Source organism: Paralcaligenes ginsengisoli (assembly GCF_054781135.1).
In genome coordinates, this window is the sequence record NZ_BAAGUZ010000026.1 from 1 (window position 1) to 16,520 (window position 16,520).

14 protein-coding genes are annotated in these 16,520 nt (G+C 58.2%); 13 read left to right on the forward strand and 1 reads right to left on the reverse strand.

Annotation, left to right across the window (positions count from 1 at the left end; all coding sequences use genetic code 11):
- Positions 1-126 precede the first annotated feature (126 nt).
- Positions 127-2,973, reverse strand: coding sequence for a valine--tRNA ligase (locus ACYVIS_RS12505; protein ID WP_460874103.1), 2,847 nt, complete (start codon positions 2,971-2,973; stop codon positions 127-129).
- A 534-nt stretch (positions 2,974-3,507) separates the two neighbouring features.
- Between ACYVIS_RS12505 and ndk the strand changes: the two genes are divergently transcribed.
- From ndk to hflC, 13 genes are all read left to right on the forward strand, one after another.
- A complete protein-coding gene (gene ndk, locus ACYVIS_RS12510; RefSeq protein ID WP_232743463.1) occupies positions 3,508-3,933 on the forward strand; it encodes a nucleoside-diphosphate kinase in 426 nt (141 codons plus the stop codon).
- A 40-nt stretch (positions 3,934-3,973) separates the two neighbouring features.
- Positions 3,974-5,128, forward strand: coding sequence for a dual-specificity RNA methyltransferase RlmN (rlmN, locus tag ACYVIS_RS12515; protein ID WP_232743462.1), 1,155 nt, complete (start codon positions 3,974-3,976; stop codon positions 5,126-5,128).
- Positions 5,125-5,616 (forward strand): helix-turn-helix domain-containing protein, encoded by a 492-nt coding sequence (locus tag ACYVIS_RS12520; protein WP_232743461.1) that lies wholly within the window; start codon positions 5,125-5,127, stop codon positions 5,614-5,616. Before rlmN ends, ACYVIS_RS12520 begins: the two co-directional genes overlap by 4 nt.
- Positions 5,616-6,902 (forward strand): flavodoxin-dependent (E)-4-hydroxy-3-methylbut-2-enyl-diphosphate synthase, encoded by a 1,287-nt coding sequence (ispG, locus tag ACYVIS_RS12525; RefSeq protein WP_232744558.1) that lies wholly within the window; start codon positions 5,616-5,618, stop codon positions 6,900-6,902. Before ACYVIS_RS12520 ends, ispG begins: the two co-directional genes overlap by 1 nt.
- Before the next feature lie 45 nt (positions 6,903-6,947).
- Positions 6,948-8,237, forward strand: a complete 1,290-nt coding sequence (gene hisS / locus ACYVIS_RS12530) for a histidine--tRNA ligase (protein WP_232743460.1) — start codon at positions 6,948-6,950, stop codon at positions 8,235-8,237.
- A gap of 3 nt (positions 8,238-8,240) precedes the next feature.
- On the forward strand, positions 8,241-8,876 hold the full coding sequence (locus ACYVIS_RS12535; protein WP_232743459.1) for a YfgM family protein: 636 nt from the start codon (positions 8,241-8,243) through the stop codon (positions 8,874-8,876).
- Positions 8,877-8,880: 4 nt separating this feature from the next.
- Positions 8,881-10,038, forward strand: coding sequence for an outer membrane protein assembly factor BamB (gene bamB, locus ACYVIS_RS12540; RefSeq protein ID WP_232743458.1), 1,158 nt, complete (start codon positions 8,881-8,883; stop codon positions 10,036-10,038).
- A 5-nt stretch (positions 10,039-10,043) separates the two neighbouring features.
- Positions 10,044-11,474, forward strand: coding sequence for a ribosome biogenesis GTPase Der (gene der / locus ACYVIS_RS12545; protein WP_232744557.1), 1,431 nt, complete (start codon positions 10,044-10,046; stop codon positions 11,472-11,474).
- Positions 11,475-12,554 carry a histidinol-phosphate transaminase gene (gene hisC / locus ACYVIS_RS12550; protein ID WP_460874104.1) on the forward strand — a complete coding sequence of 360 codons (1,080 nt, stop codon included), beginning with the start codon at positions 11,475-11,477 and terminating at the stop codon, positions 12,552-12,554.
- Between the two features lie 117 nt (positions 12,555-12,671).
- Positions 12,672-12,908: an RNA chaperone Hfq gene (gene hfq / locus ACYVIS_RS12555; RefSeq protein WP_217965235.1), complete on the forward strand. Its 237-nt coding sequence runs from the start codon at positions 12,672-12,674 to the stop codon at positions 12,906-12,908.
- 74 nt (positions 12,909-12,982) lie between these two features.
- Complete coding sequence (gene hflX, locus ACYVIS_RS12560; protein WP_232743456.1) at positions 12,983-14,080, forward strand: GTPase HflX; 1,098 nt, start codon at positions 12,983-12,985, stop codon at positions 14,078-14,080.
- Positions 14,055-15,365, forward strand: coding sequence for an FtsH protease activity modulator HflK (gene hflK, locus ACYVIS_RS12565; protein ID WP_460874105.1), 1,311 nt, complete (start codon positions 14,055-14,057; stop codon positions 15,363-15,365). Before hflX ends, hflK begins: the two co-directional genes overlap by 26 nt.
- A gap of 10 nt (positions 15,366-15,375) precedes the next feature.
- Positions 15,376-16,263, forward strand: a complete 888-nt coding sequence (hflC, locus tag ACYVIS_RS12570; protein ID WP_232743454.1) for a protease modulator HflC — start codon at positions 15,376-15,378, stop codon at positions 16,261-16,263.
- Positions 16,264-16,520 lie beyond the last annotated feature (257 nt).

Genomic DNA, 16,520 nt, shown 5'->3' on the forward strand with positions numbered 1-16,520 from the left:
CCAGGACCGGACGAGGCGAGCCCCACCCCGCCTGGGCCGCCACCCCCGCGCCTCAAGAACGAGGAACACTCAAGAACACGTTTGACGGCCAGCCCCCACGCCACTGTCTCCAGGACGAGTTCTACATCACAGCTTGCCAAGCTGCGCGCTGACCGTGTGCAGCGTATCAGTGAACTGTGCCAGCCGAGCTTTTTCCTGTTCGATGACTGCCGCCGGAGCGCGCTCGACGAAGCTTGCGTTCGACAACTTGCCATTGGCCTTGGCAATTTCGTTCTCGAGGCGGCTGATTTCCTTGCCCAGGCGCAGCCGCTCGGCGGCTACATCGATTTCCACATGCAGCATAAGCTGCGTCGTGCCGACGACTTGCACCGGCGCTCCCAAATCGGGCAAATGCTCGACGATGGACACATCGCTCAGCTTGGCAAGCGCAGCCAGATACGGCCGATTGGACTGCAGCGTGTCCTGGTGACCCAAGGCTATAAGCGGCACACGCTGGGCCGGCGACAGGTTCATTTCGCCGCGCAGGGCGCGTACCGCTTCGACTTGCGCCTTGAGCTCGGCAATTTGCGCCTCGGCCCCTTCATCGAGATGATCGGAATCGGCGATCGGGTAGGGCTGTACCGAAATACTGGTTTCTTCAGCGGCCGTGCGCTTTCCGGCCACCAGAGCGACTTTTTGCCAAAGCTCTTCGGTGATGAACGGAATAATCGGATGTGCCAGCCGCAATACCGTTTCCAGCACGCGTATCAGGGTACGGCGAGTACCCAGTTGCTGGGCCGCAGTGCCGCTCTGAATCTGTACCTTGGCCAGTTCGACGTACCAGTCGCAGTATTCGTCCCATATATAGCGATAGAGCGCATTGGCGATATTGTCGAAGCGATAATCGTCGAAACCGCGTTGGATTTCGCTTTCGAGACGCTGCAATTGGCTGACGATCCAGCGGTCGGCAAACGACAGCTCGCCCTGGCCGGCGCCGCCCAAGGCGTGTCCTTCGGTATTCATCAAGACGAAGCGCGTCGCGTTCCAGAGCTTGTTGCAGAAGTTGCGATAGCCTTCGCAGCGCTTCAGGTCGAAATTGATATTGCGCCCCAGCGTGGCATAAGCCGCCATGGTAAAGCGCAAGGCATCGGTGCCGTAGGCAGGGAAGCCCTGGGGGTAGTCCTTGCGGGTTTTCTTTTCGATGCTGGCCGCTTGCTTGGGATTCATCAGGCCCGTGGTACGCTTGGCCAGCAGCTCGTCCAGGCCAATGCCATCGATCAGATCGACCGGGTCTATGGTGTTGCCCTTGGATTTGCTCATTTTCTTGCCGTCCATGTCGCACACCAGCCCGTGCACGTAGACATCGCGGAACGGCACTTCGCCGGTCAGGTGCATGCTCATCATGATCATGCGGGCGACCCAGAAGAAAATAATATCGAAGCCGGTTACCAATACGCTGGACGGCAGGTAGCGCGCCAGATCGGGAGATTGCTCGGGCCAGCCCAGGTCGGTAAACGGCACCAGGGCCGAAGAGAACCAGGTATCGAGCACGTCGGGGTCGCGAGTCAGCGTGCCGCTGACGCCGGCCTGCGCCGCTTTCCTGGCGGCTTCCTCTTCGTTGTGCGCAACGAAAATCTGCCCGTCTTCGGCGTACCAGGCTGGTATCTGGTGGCCCCACCACAGTTGACGCGAAATGCACCAGTCCTGGATTTTTTCCAGCCACTGGTTGTAGGTGGTCGTCCAGTTTTCGGGATAGAACTTGATGCGGCCGTCGCTCACAACCTGAAGCGCTACCTCGGTAATGCTTTTGCCCGGGTTGATGGTGCCTTCGGGGGAGGGCTTGCTCATGGCGACAAACCACTGGTCGGTGAGCATGGGTTCGATGACCGTGTTCGTGCGGTCGCCCCGCGGCACCATGAGTTTATGCGGTTTGACGCCATTTAAGGCGCCGATCGCCTCCAGGTCCTGAACCACTTTTTTGCGCGCCTCGAAGCGATCCAGCCCCTGGTAGGCAGCGGGGGAATTGTCGTTGATCCTGGCATCGAGCGTCAGCACGCTGATCATGTCCAGGCCATGGCGCTGTCCCACAGCGTAGTCGTTGAAATCGTGCGCCGGGGTAACCTTGACGACACCGGTGCCGAATTCGCGGTCGACGTAGTCGTCGGCAATCACGGGGATTTCCCGATTGCACAAAGGAAGCATGACTTTGCGCCCGACCAGGTGCGCGTAGCGCTCGTCGTCGGGGTGGACCATGACGGCTACATCGCCCAGCATGGTTTCGGGCCGGGTGGTGGCGACCACCAAGTGGGTCAGGCCGCCTTCGGGCTGGACGAGCGGGTAGCGGATTTCCCACATGGAACCGTCTTCTTCCTCGCTGACGACTTCCAGATCGGATACCGCGGTGCCCAGTACCGGATCCCAGTTCACCAGGCGTTTGCCGCGGTAAATCAGCCCTTGTTCATGCAGCCGGACAAAGGTCTCGACGACTCCACGCGACAAGTTGTCGTCCATCGTGAAATATTCACGTTTCCAGTCCGCCGATGAACCCAGGCGGCGAAACTGTTCGGTGATGGCATTGCCCGACTTTTGTTTCCATTCCCAGACTTTTTCGACGAAGCGTTCGCGCCCCAGGTCGTGGCGCGATATCTTTTGTGCGTCGAGCTGGCGTTCCACCACGATTTGCGTGGCAATTCCCGCGTGGTCGGTGCCGGGAACGAAAACCGTATCGTCCCCCCGCATGCGGTGATAGCGCACCAGGCCGTCCATGACTGTCTGATTAAAGGCGTGGCCCATGTGCAAAGTGCCCGTTACATTCGGCGGCGGAAACTGGATTGCATAGGGTTGGCTGGCATAACCAGGTGCCGGAGCCACATGCCGGCCTCCCACGAAATAGCCGCGCTGCTCCCATTTTGCGTACCAGCGTGATTCGATTTCGCTGGGTTCGAAGCTCTTGGAAAGTTGGGAAGGGTCGTTCTGTGCGGAGTTCGTGGTCATGATCAAAAAGTCGATACGGAAGCTGGAGCGCCCGGGGCGCCAGAAAATTCATTATGTTCGGGCCGCGACGGACGGGCCGTGCCGGGGCCGGCGGTCCGCCCCGGCGGCACGCAAAGGCTTGACTATATATGAAACGGGCGCAATGCGCGGCGCCTGGCCTGTCATCCTGCAGTTATCGAAGCTGGCGATAATAAGAAGACCTGACCCGGAGATTTCAATGATGATTTTACGATGGAGCAGTGCGCCGCCGGCATGTTAAAATGCTTGGTTAACAAAAACTCGAGCAAAGTTGTTGTTTTTATTGGAAAAACCAATTTGCATAAATGTTGCACAAAAGGTTGCATAAAAGGTCCTTGCAATGGGATCTGCGCAATTGGGTCTTTGCCGCGTCGCCGCGTAGCCGGCTTTGGCAATTGATTCGTGCAAGGAATTTTTGTAACTGATTTCATAACCGCGGTATTTACCTCTATCGACGGGCGCAGCCCGCCTGCCGCCGGGTGGTAAAAACCAACGATTTTATTTTCTGGAGCTTACATGGCGATCGAACGCACCCTGTCCATCATCAAACCCGACGCAGTGGCAAAAAACGTCATTGGTCAAATCGTAGCTCGTTTTGAGCAAGCCAATCTTAAAGTTATCGCCGCTACGCTCAAACAACTGTCGCGTTCCGATGCAGAGCGTTTTTATGCCGTGCACAAAGCGCGTCCTTTTTACAAAGACCTGGTCGATTTCATGATTTCCGGCCCAGTGTTCGTGCAAGTACTCGAGGGCGAGAACGCCATCCAGAAAAACCGCGACCTGATGGGTGCCACCGATCCTAAAAAAGCCGACGCCGGCACGATACGCGCCGATTTCGCCGACAGCATCGATGCCAATGCCGTGCACGGTTCCGACGCAGCCGAAACAGCGGCTGTTGAAATTGCCTTTTTCTTTCCCGAAAGCAATATCCACAGCCGTTGATTTTTTTTGCACAATAAAGTAAGTCACTACTGAATTACTCATGTCATCCGTCGAACCCATCAATCTCCTTGGACTGGACTCGGCCAAACTCGTCGAGTTGGTCGGCCAGTGGGGCGGCAAGCCGTTTCGGGCCAAACAATTGCAGCGCTGGATTCATCAGCGCGGGGCCGATTCGTTCGACGACATGAGCGACCTGGCGCGTGGTTTTCGCGAGCAGCTTTCCGCGCATTGCGCGATTGCCGCGTCGCCGGTTTCGGTCGAACAGCGCTCAACCGACGGAACCCGCAAGTGGTTGTTCGACGTCGGTAAAAACAATGCAATCGAAACGGTTTTTATTCCTGAAGACGATCGGGGCACTTTGTGCATTTCGAGCCAGGCCGGTTGCACCGTGGCCTGCCCGTTTTGCTCGACTGGCTATCAGGGCTTCAACCGCAACCTCACCACGGCCGAAATCATCGGTCAGCTCTGGTATGCCAAACGCGTGCTCGAAGCCGATGCGCAAAGCGCGCGGACCGGCGATCCAGCGGCCGGGGCGGGGGCCAATCGGGTCATCAGCAATGTGGTCATGATGGGCATGGGCGAGCCCCTGCTCAACTATGATCAGGTGCTGGGCGCCTTGCGCCTGATGGTCGATGACAATGCCTATGGGCTGTCGCGTCGGCGAGTCACGGTGTCGACCTCGGGGGTGGTTCCCATGATGGACCGCCTCGGGCGCGACTGTCCGGTGGCTCTGGCGGTGTCGCTGCATGCGCCCAACGATGCCTTGCGCGACAGGCTGGTGCCGCTGAATCGCAAGTACCCTTTGGCTGAATTGCTGGCCGCCTGCAATCGGTACCTGGAGCACGCTCCGCGTGACTTCATTACATTCGAATATATTATGCTGGACGGCGTCAATGACGCCGACCAGCACGCCCATGAACTTGTCGCTATTGCAAAACAAGTGCGATGCAAGTTTAATTTGATTCCGTTCAATCCATTTCCGCAATCGGGTTTGAAGCGCTCGCCCATGCCGCGTGTGCGTTTATTTGCGCAGCGCCTCATGGACGCCGGCGTAGTGACCACGATACGGAAAACTCGCGGCGACGATATCGACGCGGCGTGCGGACAATTGGCCGGAGACGTCAAAGACCGTACACGCATCAATGAACGTTTGCCCAATCGCGCGGCCATCGTCATCAAAGAGGAACGAGGATGATTCAACCTTTACGCAACGAAGCCGAGTCGAGCCCGGCAGCATTGGCTCCCATGGGCGTGGGCGCTACGCTCAAGTCCCTGCGCGAAGCCAAGCAGCTTTCCTTGGGCGATGTGTCCGCTCGTCTGAAGTTTTCCACGCGCCAGCTCGGCGCGCTTGAAGGCGAACAATGGGATGATTTGCCTACGGGCGTGTCGTTGCGGGGATTCGTCAAGAACTACGGCCGTTTTCTCGAGACCGATACCGATGCGCTGGTGTCGATGCTCGACAGCCAGGTTGGTTCAACCGGGGCTCGGCCTATTCCCGTCAGCAGCCCGGCGTCCCTGGGGTCTGCCGATCTTTCCGTGCAAAGCGAGCCTGTGCATCGACCTTGGGGCTGGCTGATCATTATCCTGATTTTATTGATCGTTGCCGGCTTTTACGCGATCGAGCGCAACTGGGTGCCCGACTCCTGGCTGGTATTCGATTGGCTGAAGTCTTTAAAGAAATGATGCAAGATCCAAAAGGGGCAAGCTCGGAACCCGTCGCCTCATCTCTGGGTACGGCGGCGCGCCGCACCACGCGTCCGGTCATCGTCAAGTGGAACGACCGGTCTGTGCAAATTGGCGGCGGGGCGGCCGTTGTGGTGCAATCCATGACCAATACCGACACCACCGATGCCATTGCCACGGCCATACAGGTCAAAGAGCTGGCTCAGGCGGGATCGGAACTGGTACGGATCACAGTCAATACCCCCGAGGCGGCCAAGGAAGTACCGGCGATCCGCGAACAGCTCGACCGCATGGGCGTGCATGTGCCGCTGGTGGGCGATTTTCATTACAACGGTCATAAACTGTTGTCGCAGTTCCCGGATTGCGCCCAGGCGCTTTCCAAATACCGCATCAACCCCGGCAATATGGGGGGAGGCAAAAAGCGCGACGACAATTTCGCCCAAATGATCGAAATTGCCTGCCGCTACGAAAAGCCGGTGCGCATAGGCGTGAACTGGGGCAGTCTCGATCATGAGCTCCTGGCGCGCATGATGGACGACAACAATCGCTGCGCCGAACCCCGGGACGCTCAGGCCGTGATGCGCGATGCCCTGGTGGTTTCGGCGATCAGCAACGCCCGGCGCGCCGAAGAGCTCGGCCTGTCGCCCAACGCCATTGTGCTGTCGTGCAAGGTCAGCCATGTCCAGGACCTGATTACGGTGTATCGGGATCTGTCGTCGCGTTGCGACTATCCCGTGCACCTGGGCCTGACCGAAGCCGGCATGGGCAGCAAAGGAATCGTCGCATCGACGGCGGCACTGTCGGTGCTGTTGCAGCAGGGCATAGGCGATACGATCCGTATTTCTCTCACGCCGGAACCAGGTGGGGACCGTACTCGCGAAGTCATTGTGGCGCAGGAAATTCTTCAAAGCATGGGCTTGCGCGCCTTCACCCCCATGGTCATTGCTTGTCCGGGCTGCGGGCGCACCAGCAGTACGTTTTTCCAGGAACTGGCCGACAGTATTCAAAGCTACCTGCGCCAGCAAATGCCTGTGTGGAAAACCCGTTATCCGGGGGTTGAAACCATGAATGTGGCTGTGATGGGCTGTGTGGTGAACGGTCCCGGGGAAAGCCGTCATGCCGACATAGGCATCAGCCTGCCCGGCACGGGCGAGGTTCCTTCCGCGCCTGTGTTCGTCGATGGCGAACGTACTGTCACTCTCAAGGGGGCATCGATTGCGCAGGAATTTCTGGCTATCGTCGAAAAGTACGTCGAACGCCGTTACGGCGCTTCGGGTTCGCATTGAAAGGCCCGTTTTTTCAGATCCATGGGCTTTAATAACAGAGAGTTTATGACCCAGTCGTTTCAGAAGGTTCGTGCCCTGACCGGCATGAAAGATGTTCTACCCGATACCAGCTCCCAATGGGAACTGCTCGAGGAAACAGTACGCTCGTGGCTTGCCAGCTATGGGTATCGCAATATGCGTACTCCTGTGCTTGAGCAAACCCGCCTGTTTGCCCGCGGTATTGGCGAAGTAACTGATATCGTCGAAAAAGAAATGTATTCGTTTACCGATGCCTTGAGCGACGAGCAACTGACCATGCGCCCCGAGTTCACGGCCGGCATGGTGCGGGCGGCCATCGAGCACAATATTCTGTACGATCGTCCGCATCGGGTATATGCCCTGGGGCCGGTGTTTCGCCGCGAAAAGCCGCAACGCGGGCGGTACCGCCAGTTTCATCAGATCGACGTCGAGGCCCTGGGCCTGGCCGGCCCCGATATCGATGCCGAACTCATCGTCATGTTGGCCCGCTTGTGGAAAGTGCTGGGGCTGCGGGATATCCGCCTGGAACTGAACTCGCTGGGGCAGGCCGATGAGCGGGCCGCGCATCGCACGGCGCTGATCGCATATCTCGAGCAGCATAAAGACGTGCTCGACGATGAGGCAAAGCGCCGCATGTACACCAATCCCCTGCGCGTCCTGGATACCAAGAATCCGGCCATGCAGGAAATGGCCAACAATGCTCCGCGCCTGTTTGATTTTCTGGGCGCCGAGTCCCTGGCGCACTTCGATGGCGTGTGCAAGCGCCTCGACGACGCCGGTATTGCCTATAGTCTGAATCCTCGCCTGGTTCGCGGCCTGGACTATTACAATCTGACAGTTTTTGAGTGGGTCACCGACCGTCTCGGGGCGCAAGGTACTGTTTGCGGCGGCGGCCGCTACGACGGCTTGATCGAGTTGCTGGGAGGCAAGCCGGCACCGGCGGTAGGGTTTGCCATCGGCATGGAGCGCCTGCTCGATTTATGCGAACAGGCTCAGGCGCAGGCAACACATGCCGAGTGCCAGGTCTACATGATTTATCAGTCCGATGAGGCGCAGCGCCAGGCTGCCCAGGTGGCAGAAAGCTTGCGCGATGCGGGTTTGCGCGTCATCGTGCACGCCGGATCTGCCGGCTTCAAGGGGCAGTTCAGGCGCGCGGATGCCAGTGGGGCGACGGTTGCGGTTATTCTGGGCGCCGATGAGCTAAGCTCTCGCACGGCGAGTGTTAAATGGTTGAGAGCCGAGGGTTTGGATCCCCAGTCTCAGCAAGAGACGATTCCCCTGGATCGTTTGGTTACAGAATTGAAATTAAAGGTTTGACGCATGGCATACGATTTGGAAGAGCAGGAAAAACTGGACGCATTGCGTGCATGGTGGGACCGCTACGGCACTTTGTGTGCGGCCCTGCTGTTTGTGGCCGTGGCGTCGGTTGTCGGGTGGCGCGGCTGGCAGTGGTACCAGGGCCACGAGGCCACCCAGGCCATGAGCTACTTCGAGGCCCTTGAAAATGCCACCGGACAGCAGGGCAGCGACGCCTTGGCCCGCATCAAGGCGGCCAGCCAGACCTTGCGCACCGAGTTTGCCAAATCGGGCTATACCTCGCGTGGTTTGCTGATCGCCGCCGAGGCCTTGCAGGCCCGCAATGATCTCGATGGTGCGCGCGAACAGCTCGAATGGCTCATAAAGAACAGTTCGGACGCGGCACTGGTGCCCTTGGCCAAATTGCGCTTGGCCGGTGTGCTGCTTGAGCAAAAGCAATACGATTCGGCCCTGGCGCAGCTTGACAATGCACCGGCTGCGTTTGCGGGCTTGTTTGCCGATCGTCGCGGCGATATTCTGGCGGCTCAGGGTAAAAAGGCCGAGGCGAAAACTGCCTGGGAGACGGCGCTGAAAGCGTTCGGCGTCGACCCGGTTGCTCAAATCATTCAACTGAAAATAGATGCCTTAGGCGGAGCTTAACTCTATGTCGACTTCCCGTGTTCGTCGTGTCTTGCGCAGCTCCGTGCTGGTGCTGAGTGTTGCGGCCCTGGCCGGATGTTCCATGTTCTCCAACCGGAACCCGCGCTATGATCCCGTGCCCTTAACCGAATACGCGGCGGGGATTTCGGCGCATATTGCGTGGTCCACTGCCATAGGCAGTGGCGGCGGCTACGGTTTCGCTCCGTTCGTCGTGGGCGAAGCGGTCTATGCTGCCGCGCCCAATGGAGCGGTGGCCAAGCTGGATATTTCCTCGGGGCGTGTCCTGTGGCAGGCCAGCGCCAAATCCGGGCTATCGGCGGGAGTGGGTTCGGATGGTCAGGTCACAGCAGTGGCCGCGCCCGACGGTTCGGTCATAGCCTTTGACGAGCAGGGCAAGGAAAAATGGCGGGCCAAGGCCACCAGCGAGGTGAACATTCCTCCTGCGGTCGGGGCTGGAGTCGTGGTGGTTCGCAGCAGCGATTACCGTATCCAGGCTTTCGACGAGAATACCGGCGCCCCTCTCTGGAATATCCAGCGCCCTGGGCCGGCTCTCGCGCTCAAGACCAATATGCAAATGGTCATAGCCGAAGGATTGTTGATTTCCGGCCTGCCCAACGGCAAATTGATTGCCATTAATGTCCGCAATGGCAATGTGCAATGGGAAGGGGCCGTGTCGACCTCACAAGGGGCTACCGACCTGGAGCGCATCAACGATGTGGTTGGCTCGCCGCAGATTCAGGGATCATTGCTGTGTGGCGTTACCTATCAGGGGCGCATGACGTGCTTTGACGTCGCTCAAGGTGGCCGTCAGGTCTGGGAACAGCGGTTTTCCAGTGCAACCGGCATGACCACCGATTCGCAGCAGGCTTATGCCTCCGATCAGCGCAGCGTGGTTTATGCGTTCAGCCTGGCCGACGGCCATCAGATCTGGAAACAAGACGGGTTGCGCTACAGACAACTGTCCGGGCCGGCTGTAGTTCCGCAGGCCGTGGCAGTAGGCGACTATCAGGGCTATGTGCATTTCCTGTCGCGTACCGATGGCCATCTGCTTGGCCGTATTCAGCTGGGCAGCGACCCCATTACGTCTCCGCTGGTGGCCAGCAGCCATGGCGTGCTGGTGCAGACCGCCAGCGGCAATTTAGTATTAGTTGGTGTCAATTGAACAATATTACGCTCAAGCCGGTAGTGGCCCTGGTAGGCCGGGCCAACGTAGGCAAGTCCACGTTGTTCAACCGGCTTACGCGTTCGCGCGCCGCTCTGGTGGCCGATTTTTCAGGATTGACCCGCGATCGTCATTACGGTGAAGGGCGGGTTGGCGATCACCCTTTCATTGCCGTTGATACCGGCGGTTTCGAACCGGTCGCCAAAGACGGCATTTTGCTCGAGATGGCTCGCCAGACGCAGCAGGCGATCGCCGAGTCCGACGTGGTGATTTTCCTGGTCGATGCGCGTGCCGGTGTCAATGCCCACGATCATGAAATCGCGCGTTTGTTGCGCCGCTCGGGCCAGCGGATCTATCTGGCGGTGAACAAGGCCGAAGGCATGCGCTATGGGTCGGCGACAGGCGAATTTCACGAATTGGGCCTGGGCGAGCCCTACGCGATTTCCGCATCGCATGGCGATGGCGTGGTCGATTTGATCGAACGGGCCTTGTCTTATCTCGACGAGGCCCCGGGGTCTGCCGAAGCCGAGAAACCGGAGCTGGCCGAATTCGGCCTGGACGAAGGCTCGCATCTGGTGCATTCCGACGAGCCCGGCAGTCAGGCTGACGATAGCGACGAAGCCTACGATCACCGCATCAAGCTGGCGATCGTAGGGCGGCCCAATGTAGGGAAATCCACTCTCATCAATACTTTGCTGGGCGAAGAACGGGTCATTGCGTTCGATTTGCCAGGCACTACGCGCGATGCCATCGAAATCGAATTCGAGCGCGCAGGTGTTTCCTATACCCTGATCGATACGGCCGGCTTGCGCCGCCGCGGCAAGGTATTCGAGGCGATCGAAAAATTTTCCGTCATCAAGACCCTGCAAGCCATCGAAGCCTGCAATGTCGTCTTGCTCATGCTCGATGCCCAAACGGAAATCTCCGACCAGGACGCGCATATTGCCGGATTCGTGCTTGAAACCGGCCGGGCCCTGGTCGTGGCCATCAACAAATGGGACGGCCTGGATGGCGAGCAGCGCGAGCGCATACAACGCGAGTTCGAACGCAAACTGCGGTTTTTGTCTTTTGCCAAAATGCATACGGTATCGGCGCTGAAGGGGCAGGGTGTCAATGCCTTGCTCAAGTCGGTCAATGCCGCGCATGCGGCTGCGTTTGCCAAGCTGTCCACACCTAAGCTAACCCGCGAACTGCAGGCGGCCGTCGAACAGCAGCCGCCGCCGCGCAAGGGGATATTCCGCCCCAAAATGCGCTATGCGCACCAGGGTGGGCAGAATCCGCCGCTTATCGTCATACACGGCAATGCGCTCGATGCCATTTCCGATTCGTACCGGCGCTACCTCGAAACCCGGTTTCGCGCGGCGTTCAAACTTGACGGCACGCCGTTGCGCATCGAATTCAAATCTTCTCACAACCCGTATGTACAGGGGTCTTAATTGAGCCGCTTCTGGAGCGACCACGTCGCCGATCTTGCACCGTATACACCCGGCGAACAACCCGGGATCAGCGATCTGCTCAAACTCAATACCAACGAGCATCCGTACGGCCCGTCGCCGCGCGTTGTCGACGCCATCAAGGCGGCCACCGACGATCGCCTGCGGCTTTATCCGGATCCCGCCGCCACCGCTCTGCGTGAAGCGATTGCAGCCCTGTGCGATGTCGAGGCCGATCAGGTGTTTCTGGGCAATGGCTCGGATGAAATCCTGGCCCATGTCTTTAACGGTCTGTTCAGGAAGGCCGGCCGGCCTTTGCTGATGCCCGACATCAGCTACAGTTTCTATCGCAGCTATTGCCGCCTGTATCAGGTTCCGCACGAAATCATTCCTTTGGCCGCCGATTTTTCGATTCGGGTTGCCGATTACACGGCCAGACGCGATGTACCGGCGGCGGGCATTATTTTTGCCAACCCGAACGCGCCCACCGGCATAGCACTGGGGTTGGCTGAAATCGAGCTGATTCTCAAGGCCAATCCTGATTCCGCCGTCGTGGTCGATGAGGCCTATGTCGATTTTGGCGCCCAGACCGCGATTCCGCTGCTGGCTCGCTACGACAATCTGGTCGTGATCCAGACCCTCTCCAAATCGCGCTCGCTGGCGGGCCTGCGGGTGGGGTTTGCGTTGGCCGGGAAGCAGGTCGTCAATGGTTTGCTGCGCATCAAGGATAGCTTCAATTCTTATCCGCTCGACCGCCTGGCCCAGGTGGGGGCGCTGGCCGCAATTCAGGATACCGCCTATTTCGAGCAGACTCGCCAGGCCGTCATCGCCGCTCGTGAACAGCTTGTGGCGCGTTTGACCGAGCTGGGTTTTGACGTGCTGCCGACCCTGGCCAATTTCGTGTTTGCCCGCCATCCGGCCCATTCGGCGCTCAGCCTGAGCCAGGCTCTGCGTGAGCGTCACATTCTGGTGCGTCATTTCAGGCAAGAGCGCATTGAGCAGTTTTTGCGCATTTCGGTGGGAACTCCCGGCGAATGCGAGCGTCTATGTAATGCCTTGTCTGAAATTTTGAATAAACATTAATGTGATACACAAAAAAATTAATTTGCCTGACCCCTCGCATGGCGTATTGCGGGAAAACCCTGTAAAGTTATGCATTCAGAAGTCAGTTTAAATAACAACACAATCGGAGCCTCGCCAATGAGCAACAAAGGGCAAACACTACAAGATCCATTCCTCAATGCTTTACGTAAGGATCACGTGCCCGTATCAATTTATCTCGTCAACGGAATCAAATTGCAGGGACAAGTCGAATCGTTCGATCAGTACGTCGTCCTGTTGCGTAATACCGTGACTCAAATGGTTTATAAGCACGCGATTTCCACTGTTGTACCGGCCCGACCAGTCAGCTTCCAAGTGGACGAACCCGCTGAGTAATCAGCTTTTCATCCGCTTGATGAAACGCCCGCCGTGTGCCATGCGCCGGCGGGCATTTCGTTTATAAGGTCTCCATGAAAGCTTTGATCGTAAGCGTTGATTTGGGCAGTCCCGATTTCCAGGCGCATGCCGATGAATTCGTCATGCTTGCCAAAGGCGCCGGAGCCGAGATTGCAGGAACGCTGATTGCGCGCCGTTCTCGCCCCGACGCGGCGCATTTCATAGGTTCGGGCAAGCTCGAAGAAGGAATTCTGCTTGCCGACGAAACGCAGGCGGAAATCATCCTGTTCGACCAGCCCCTGACCCCGGCCCAGCAACGCAACCTTGAGCGTGGCTTCAATCGCCGGGTGGTCGATCGGGTTGCCCTGATCCTGGATATTTTTGCCTTGCGTGCCAAAAGCCATGAAGGCAAGCTGCAGGTTGAACTGGCTCAGCTGCAGCATCTTTCCACGCGCCTGACCCGCATGTGGTCGCACCTGGAACGGCAACGCGGCGGGATAGGCATGCGGGGGCCAGGCGAGGCCCAGCTAGAAATGGACCGCCGCATGATAGGCGCCAAAGTGCGCCTGTTGCGCGAGCGCCTGGATCGGGTGCAGCGGCAGCGCACCACCCAGCGGCGTTCCCGGGCGCGTGGCGGCATATTGTCGGTTTCGCTGGTAGGCTACACCAACGCGGGCAAGTCCACTTTGTTCAATGCCCTGACGCGTGCCGATGCCTACGCGGCCGACCAGCTTTTTGCCACGCTCGACACCACGACGCGTCGGATCTGGATCGAAGGGGCGGGGCAGGTGGTGATTTCGGATACCGTGGGTTTTATCCGGGATTTGCCCCCCACGCTTATTGCGGCGTTCAGGGCTACGCTCGAGGAAACCATTCAGGCCGATCTGCTGTTGCATGTCGTGGATGCCTCCAGCCACCAGCGTGACGAACAAATTGCCGAGGTCGACAAGGTGCTTGCGGACATCGGCGCGGACGAGGCCCCGCGGATTTTGGTGTATAACAAGATAGACGAGGCGGGTTATGAGCCCCGCGTCGAGCGTAACGAACATGGTACCATTGCGCGAGTCTTTGTGAGCGCCCTGAAGCGTGCGGGCCTGGATGGTTTGCGCGGGGCTATTGTCGAGTCAGATCAAATCGCGGGAAATAATGCGTTTAATGTCGAAAATATTTAATTTGAATGACCCCGGTTGGGGGCGTGGCAATAATAACGGTTCCGAGCCACCGCGCCGTCCGAACAAAGGCGAGGGGCCGCCCGATCTCGACGAAGTCTGGCGCGATTTCAATAACCGCATTGGTTCTCTGTTCGGCCGTAAACCCAAACGCGGCGGCAGCTCCAATGGCGGCAGCGGCGGCGGCAACAACGGCAGTTTCCTGCCCATGCCCAAAAACACGCCCAAGGTCATCGCCATCGTCCTGATCATCGCTCTGGGCTTGTGGCTTGCCAGCGGTTTTCTCATTGTGCAGGAAGGCCAGGTTGCCGTGGTAACCAAATTCGGCAAGTACAAGGCCACACTGCCTCCGGGTCTGCAGTGGCGCTTGCCGTATCCCATTGAAGACCATCAAATGGTCAATATTTCGCAATTGCGCACGTTTGAAGTCGGTTTTCGCGGCTCGTCGCGCAACAAGATTCTGCCTGAGTCGCTTATGCTCACCAACGACGAAAATATCGTCGATGTGCAGTTTGTCGTGCAGTATCGGCTGATGTCCGATGGGGCGCCCGATTATTTGTTCAAAACCAGCCATCCCGACGAATCCGTGCGCCAGGTTGCTGAAACGGCCATGCGCGAAATCGTGGGCAAAAAGCCCATGGATTTCATTTTGTACTCGGGCCGTACCGAAGTGGCGGCCGATGTGCAAAAACTCACCCAGAGCATACTCGACCGTTATAAAACAGGCATACAAATCAGTACGGTGGCGATTCAGAACGTACAACCGCCCGAGCAGGTACAGGCGGCTTTCGACGACGCGGTCAAAGCCGGTCAGGACCGGGAACGCCAGATCAACGAAGGTAATGCCTATTCCAACAAGGTTTTGCCCGAAGCGCAGGGGCAGGTGGCCCGTCTGGTTCAGGAAGCGGAAGGTTATCGCGCCAAAGTCGTGGGCGACGCCCTGGGCGACACGGCCCGCTTCAACAGTATTGAAGCCGAATACGCCAAGGCTCCTGAAATCTTGCGTGAACGCCTGTATCTGTCGACCATGCAAGAAATCCTGGAGCGTGCCAGCAAGGTCATGATCGATACGCAGTCGAGTAACAATATGTTGTATTTACCGCTAGATAAAATCATGCAGCAGGTGTCGCGCGCGCAAACCGACGCCAATGCACCCATAGCGGCGGCCGCGGCCGCCGCCACCACTCCGGCCCCCACGACGACCAAACCTGCGGCTTCGCCGGTTCGGCGCAAAGACCCGCCTGCTTCATTGCAGGATTCTTTGTCGATCAATCGTTTCTCACGCTAAGGAGGCCATCATGCAACGTTTATTTCCCGCTCTGGTTGGCCTGGTGATCGTCCTGGCCGTTCTTTCTTCGTGCGTATTTGTGGTGCGCGAGCGCGACTCCGCCTTGCTGTTTGCCCTGGGCGAGGTACGTGAAACCATCACCCAGCCAGGTTTGTATTTCAAGCTGCCGCCGCCGTTTGAAAACGTGGTGTTGCTCGACAAACGCCTGCAAACCATAGAAAGCACCGATCCCGAGCGCATTCAAACGGCCGAAAAGAAAAACCTGCTGATTGACTCCTTCGTCAAATGGCGGATTTCCGATCCCCGCCTGTTTTACGTTACTTTCGGTGCCAATGACCGTGCCGCGCAAGAACGTCTGCAAGCGCAGATCCGCGATGCCCTGAACGCCTCGGTCAACGTGCGCACTGTAAAAGATGTGGTTTCCAGCGAACGCGACAAAATCATGGACGAGGTGCTGACGACCGTCGAGGCGCGTGCCAAGCCGCTGGGCGTCCAGGTGGTCGATGTGCGTTTGCGCCGTATCGAGTTTGCTCCTGAAATTTCCGAATCGGTTTACCGGCGCATGGAAGCGGAACGCAAACAAGAGGCCAATCGATTGCGTGCAACCGGGGCGGCGGATAGTGAAAAAATCCGTGCCCAGGCCGACAGGGAGCGTGAAGAGATTCTGGCCAAGGCCTATGCCCAGGCGCAGGGGATCAAAGGCGAGGGCGATGCCAAGGCCAACTCGATTTATTCCGAGGCCTATGGCAAGAATCCCAAGTTTTTCAGCTTCTACAAAAGCCTCGAGGCATATCGTGCGGCGTTCTCGAAGCCTGGTGACATGCTTGTGCTGAGCCCCAAGTCCGATTTTTTCAAATACTGGAATTCGGCCTCCGGAGTCAAGCCCGCCACGCCTTGATTCCTGCAAATGGCGAATCCGCCACAAAAGCGGATTCGCCATTTGGGCGGTACGCCACAACAGGGTACAATGCCATGTAAGTTGACAGATTATTCCGCAAGCGACTCGGCGGGCTTACGCCTCCAGTCGCTTTTTGTTTGTCTGTCACATTTCATTTCTGGATCCACATGCCGCTTCGCCTGCCGCACATCGGGCACGGTGCGTGCCCGATGTGCGCGATCGATGCGGAAATGACGCTATTTTCAAAGGCCTTTTTC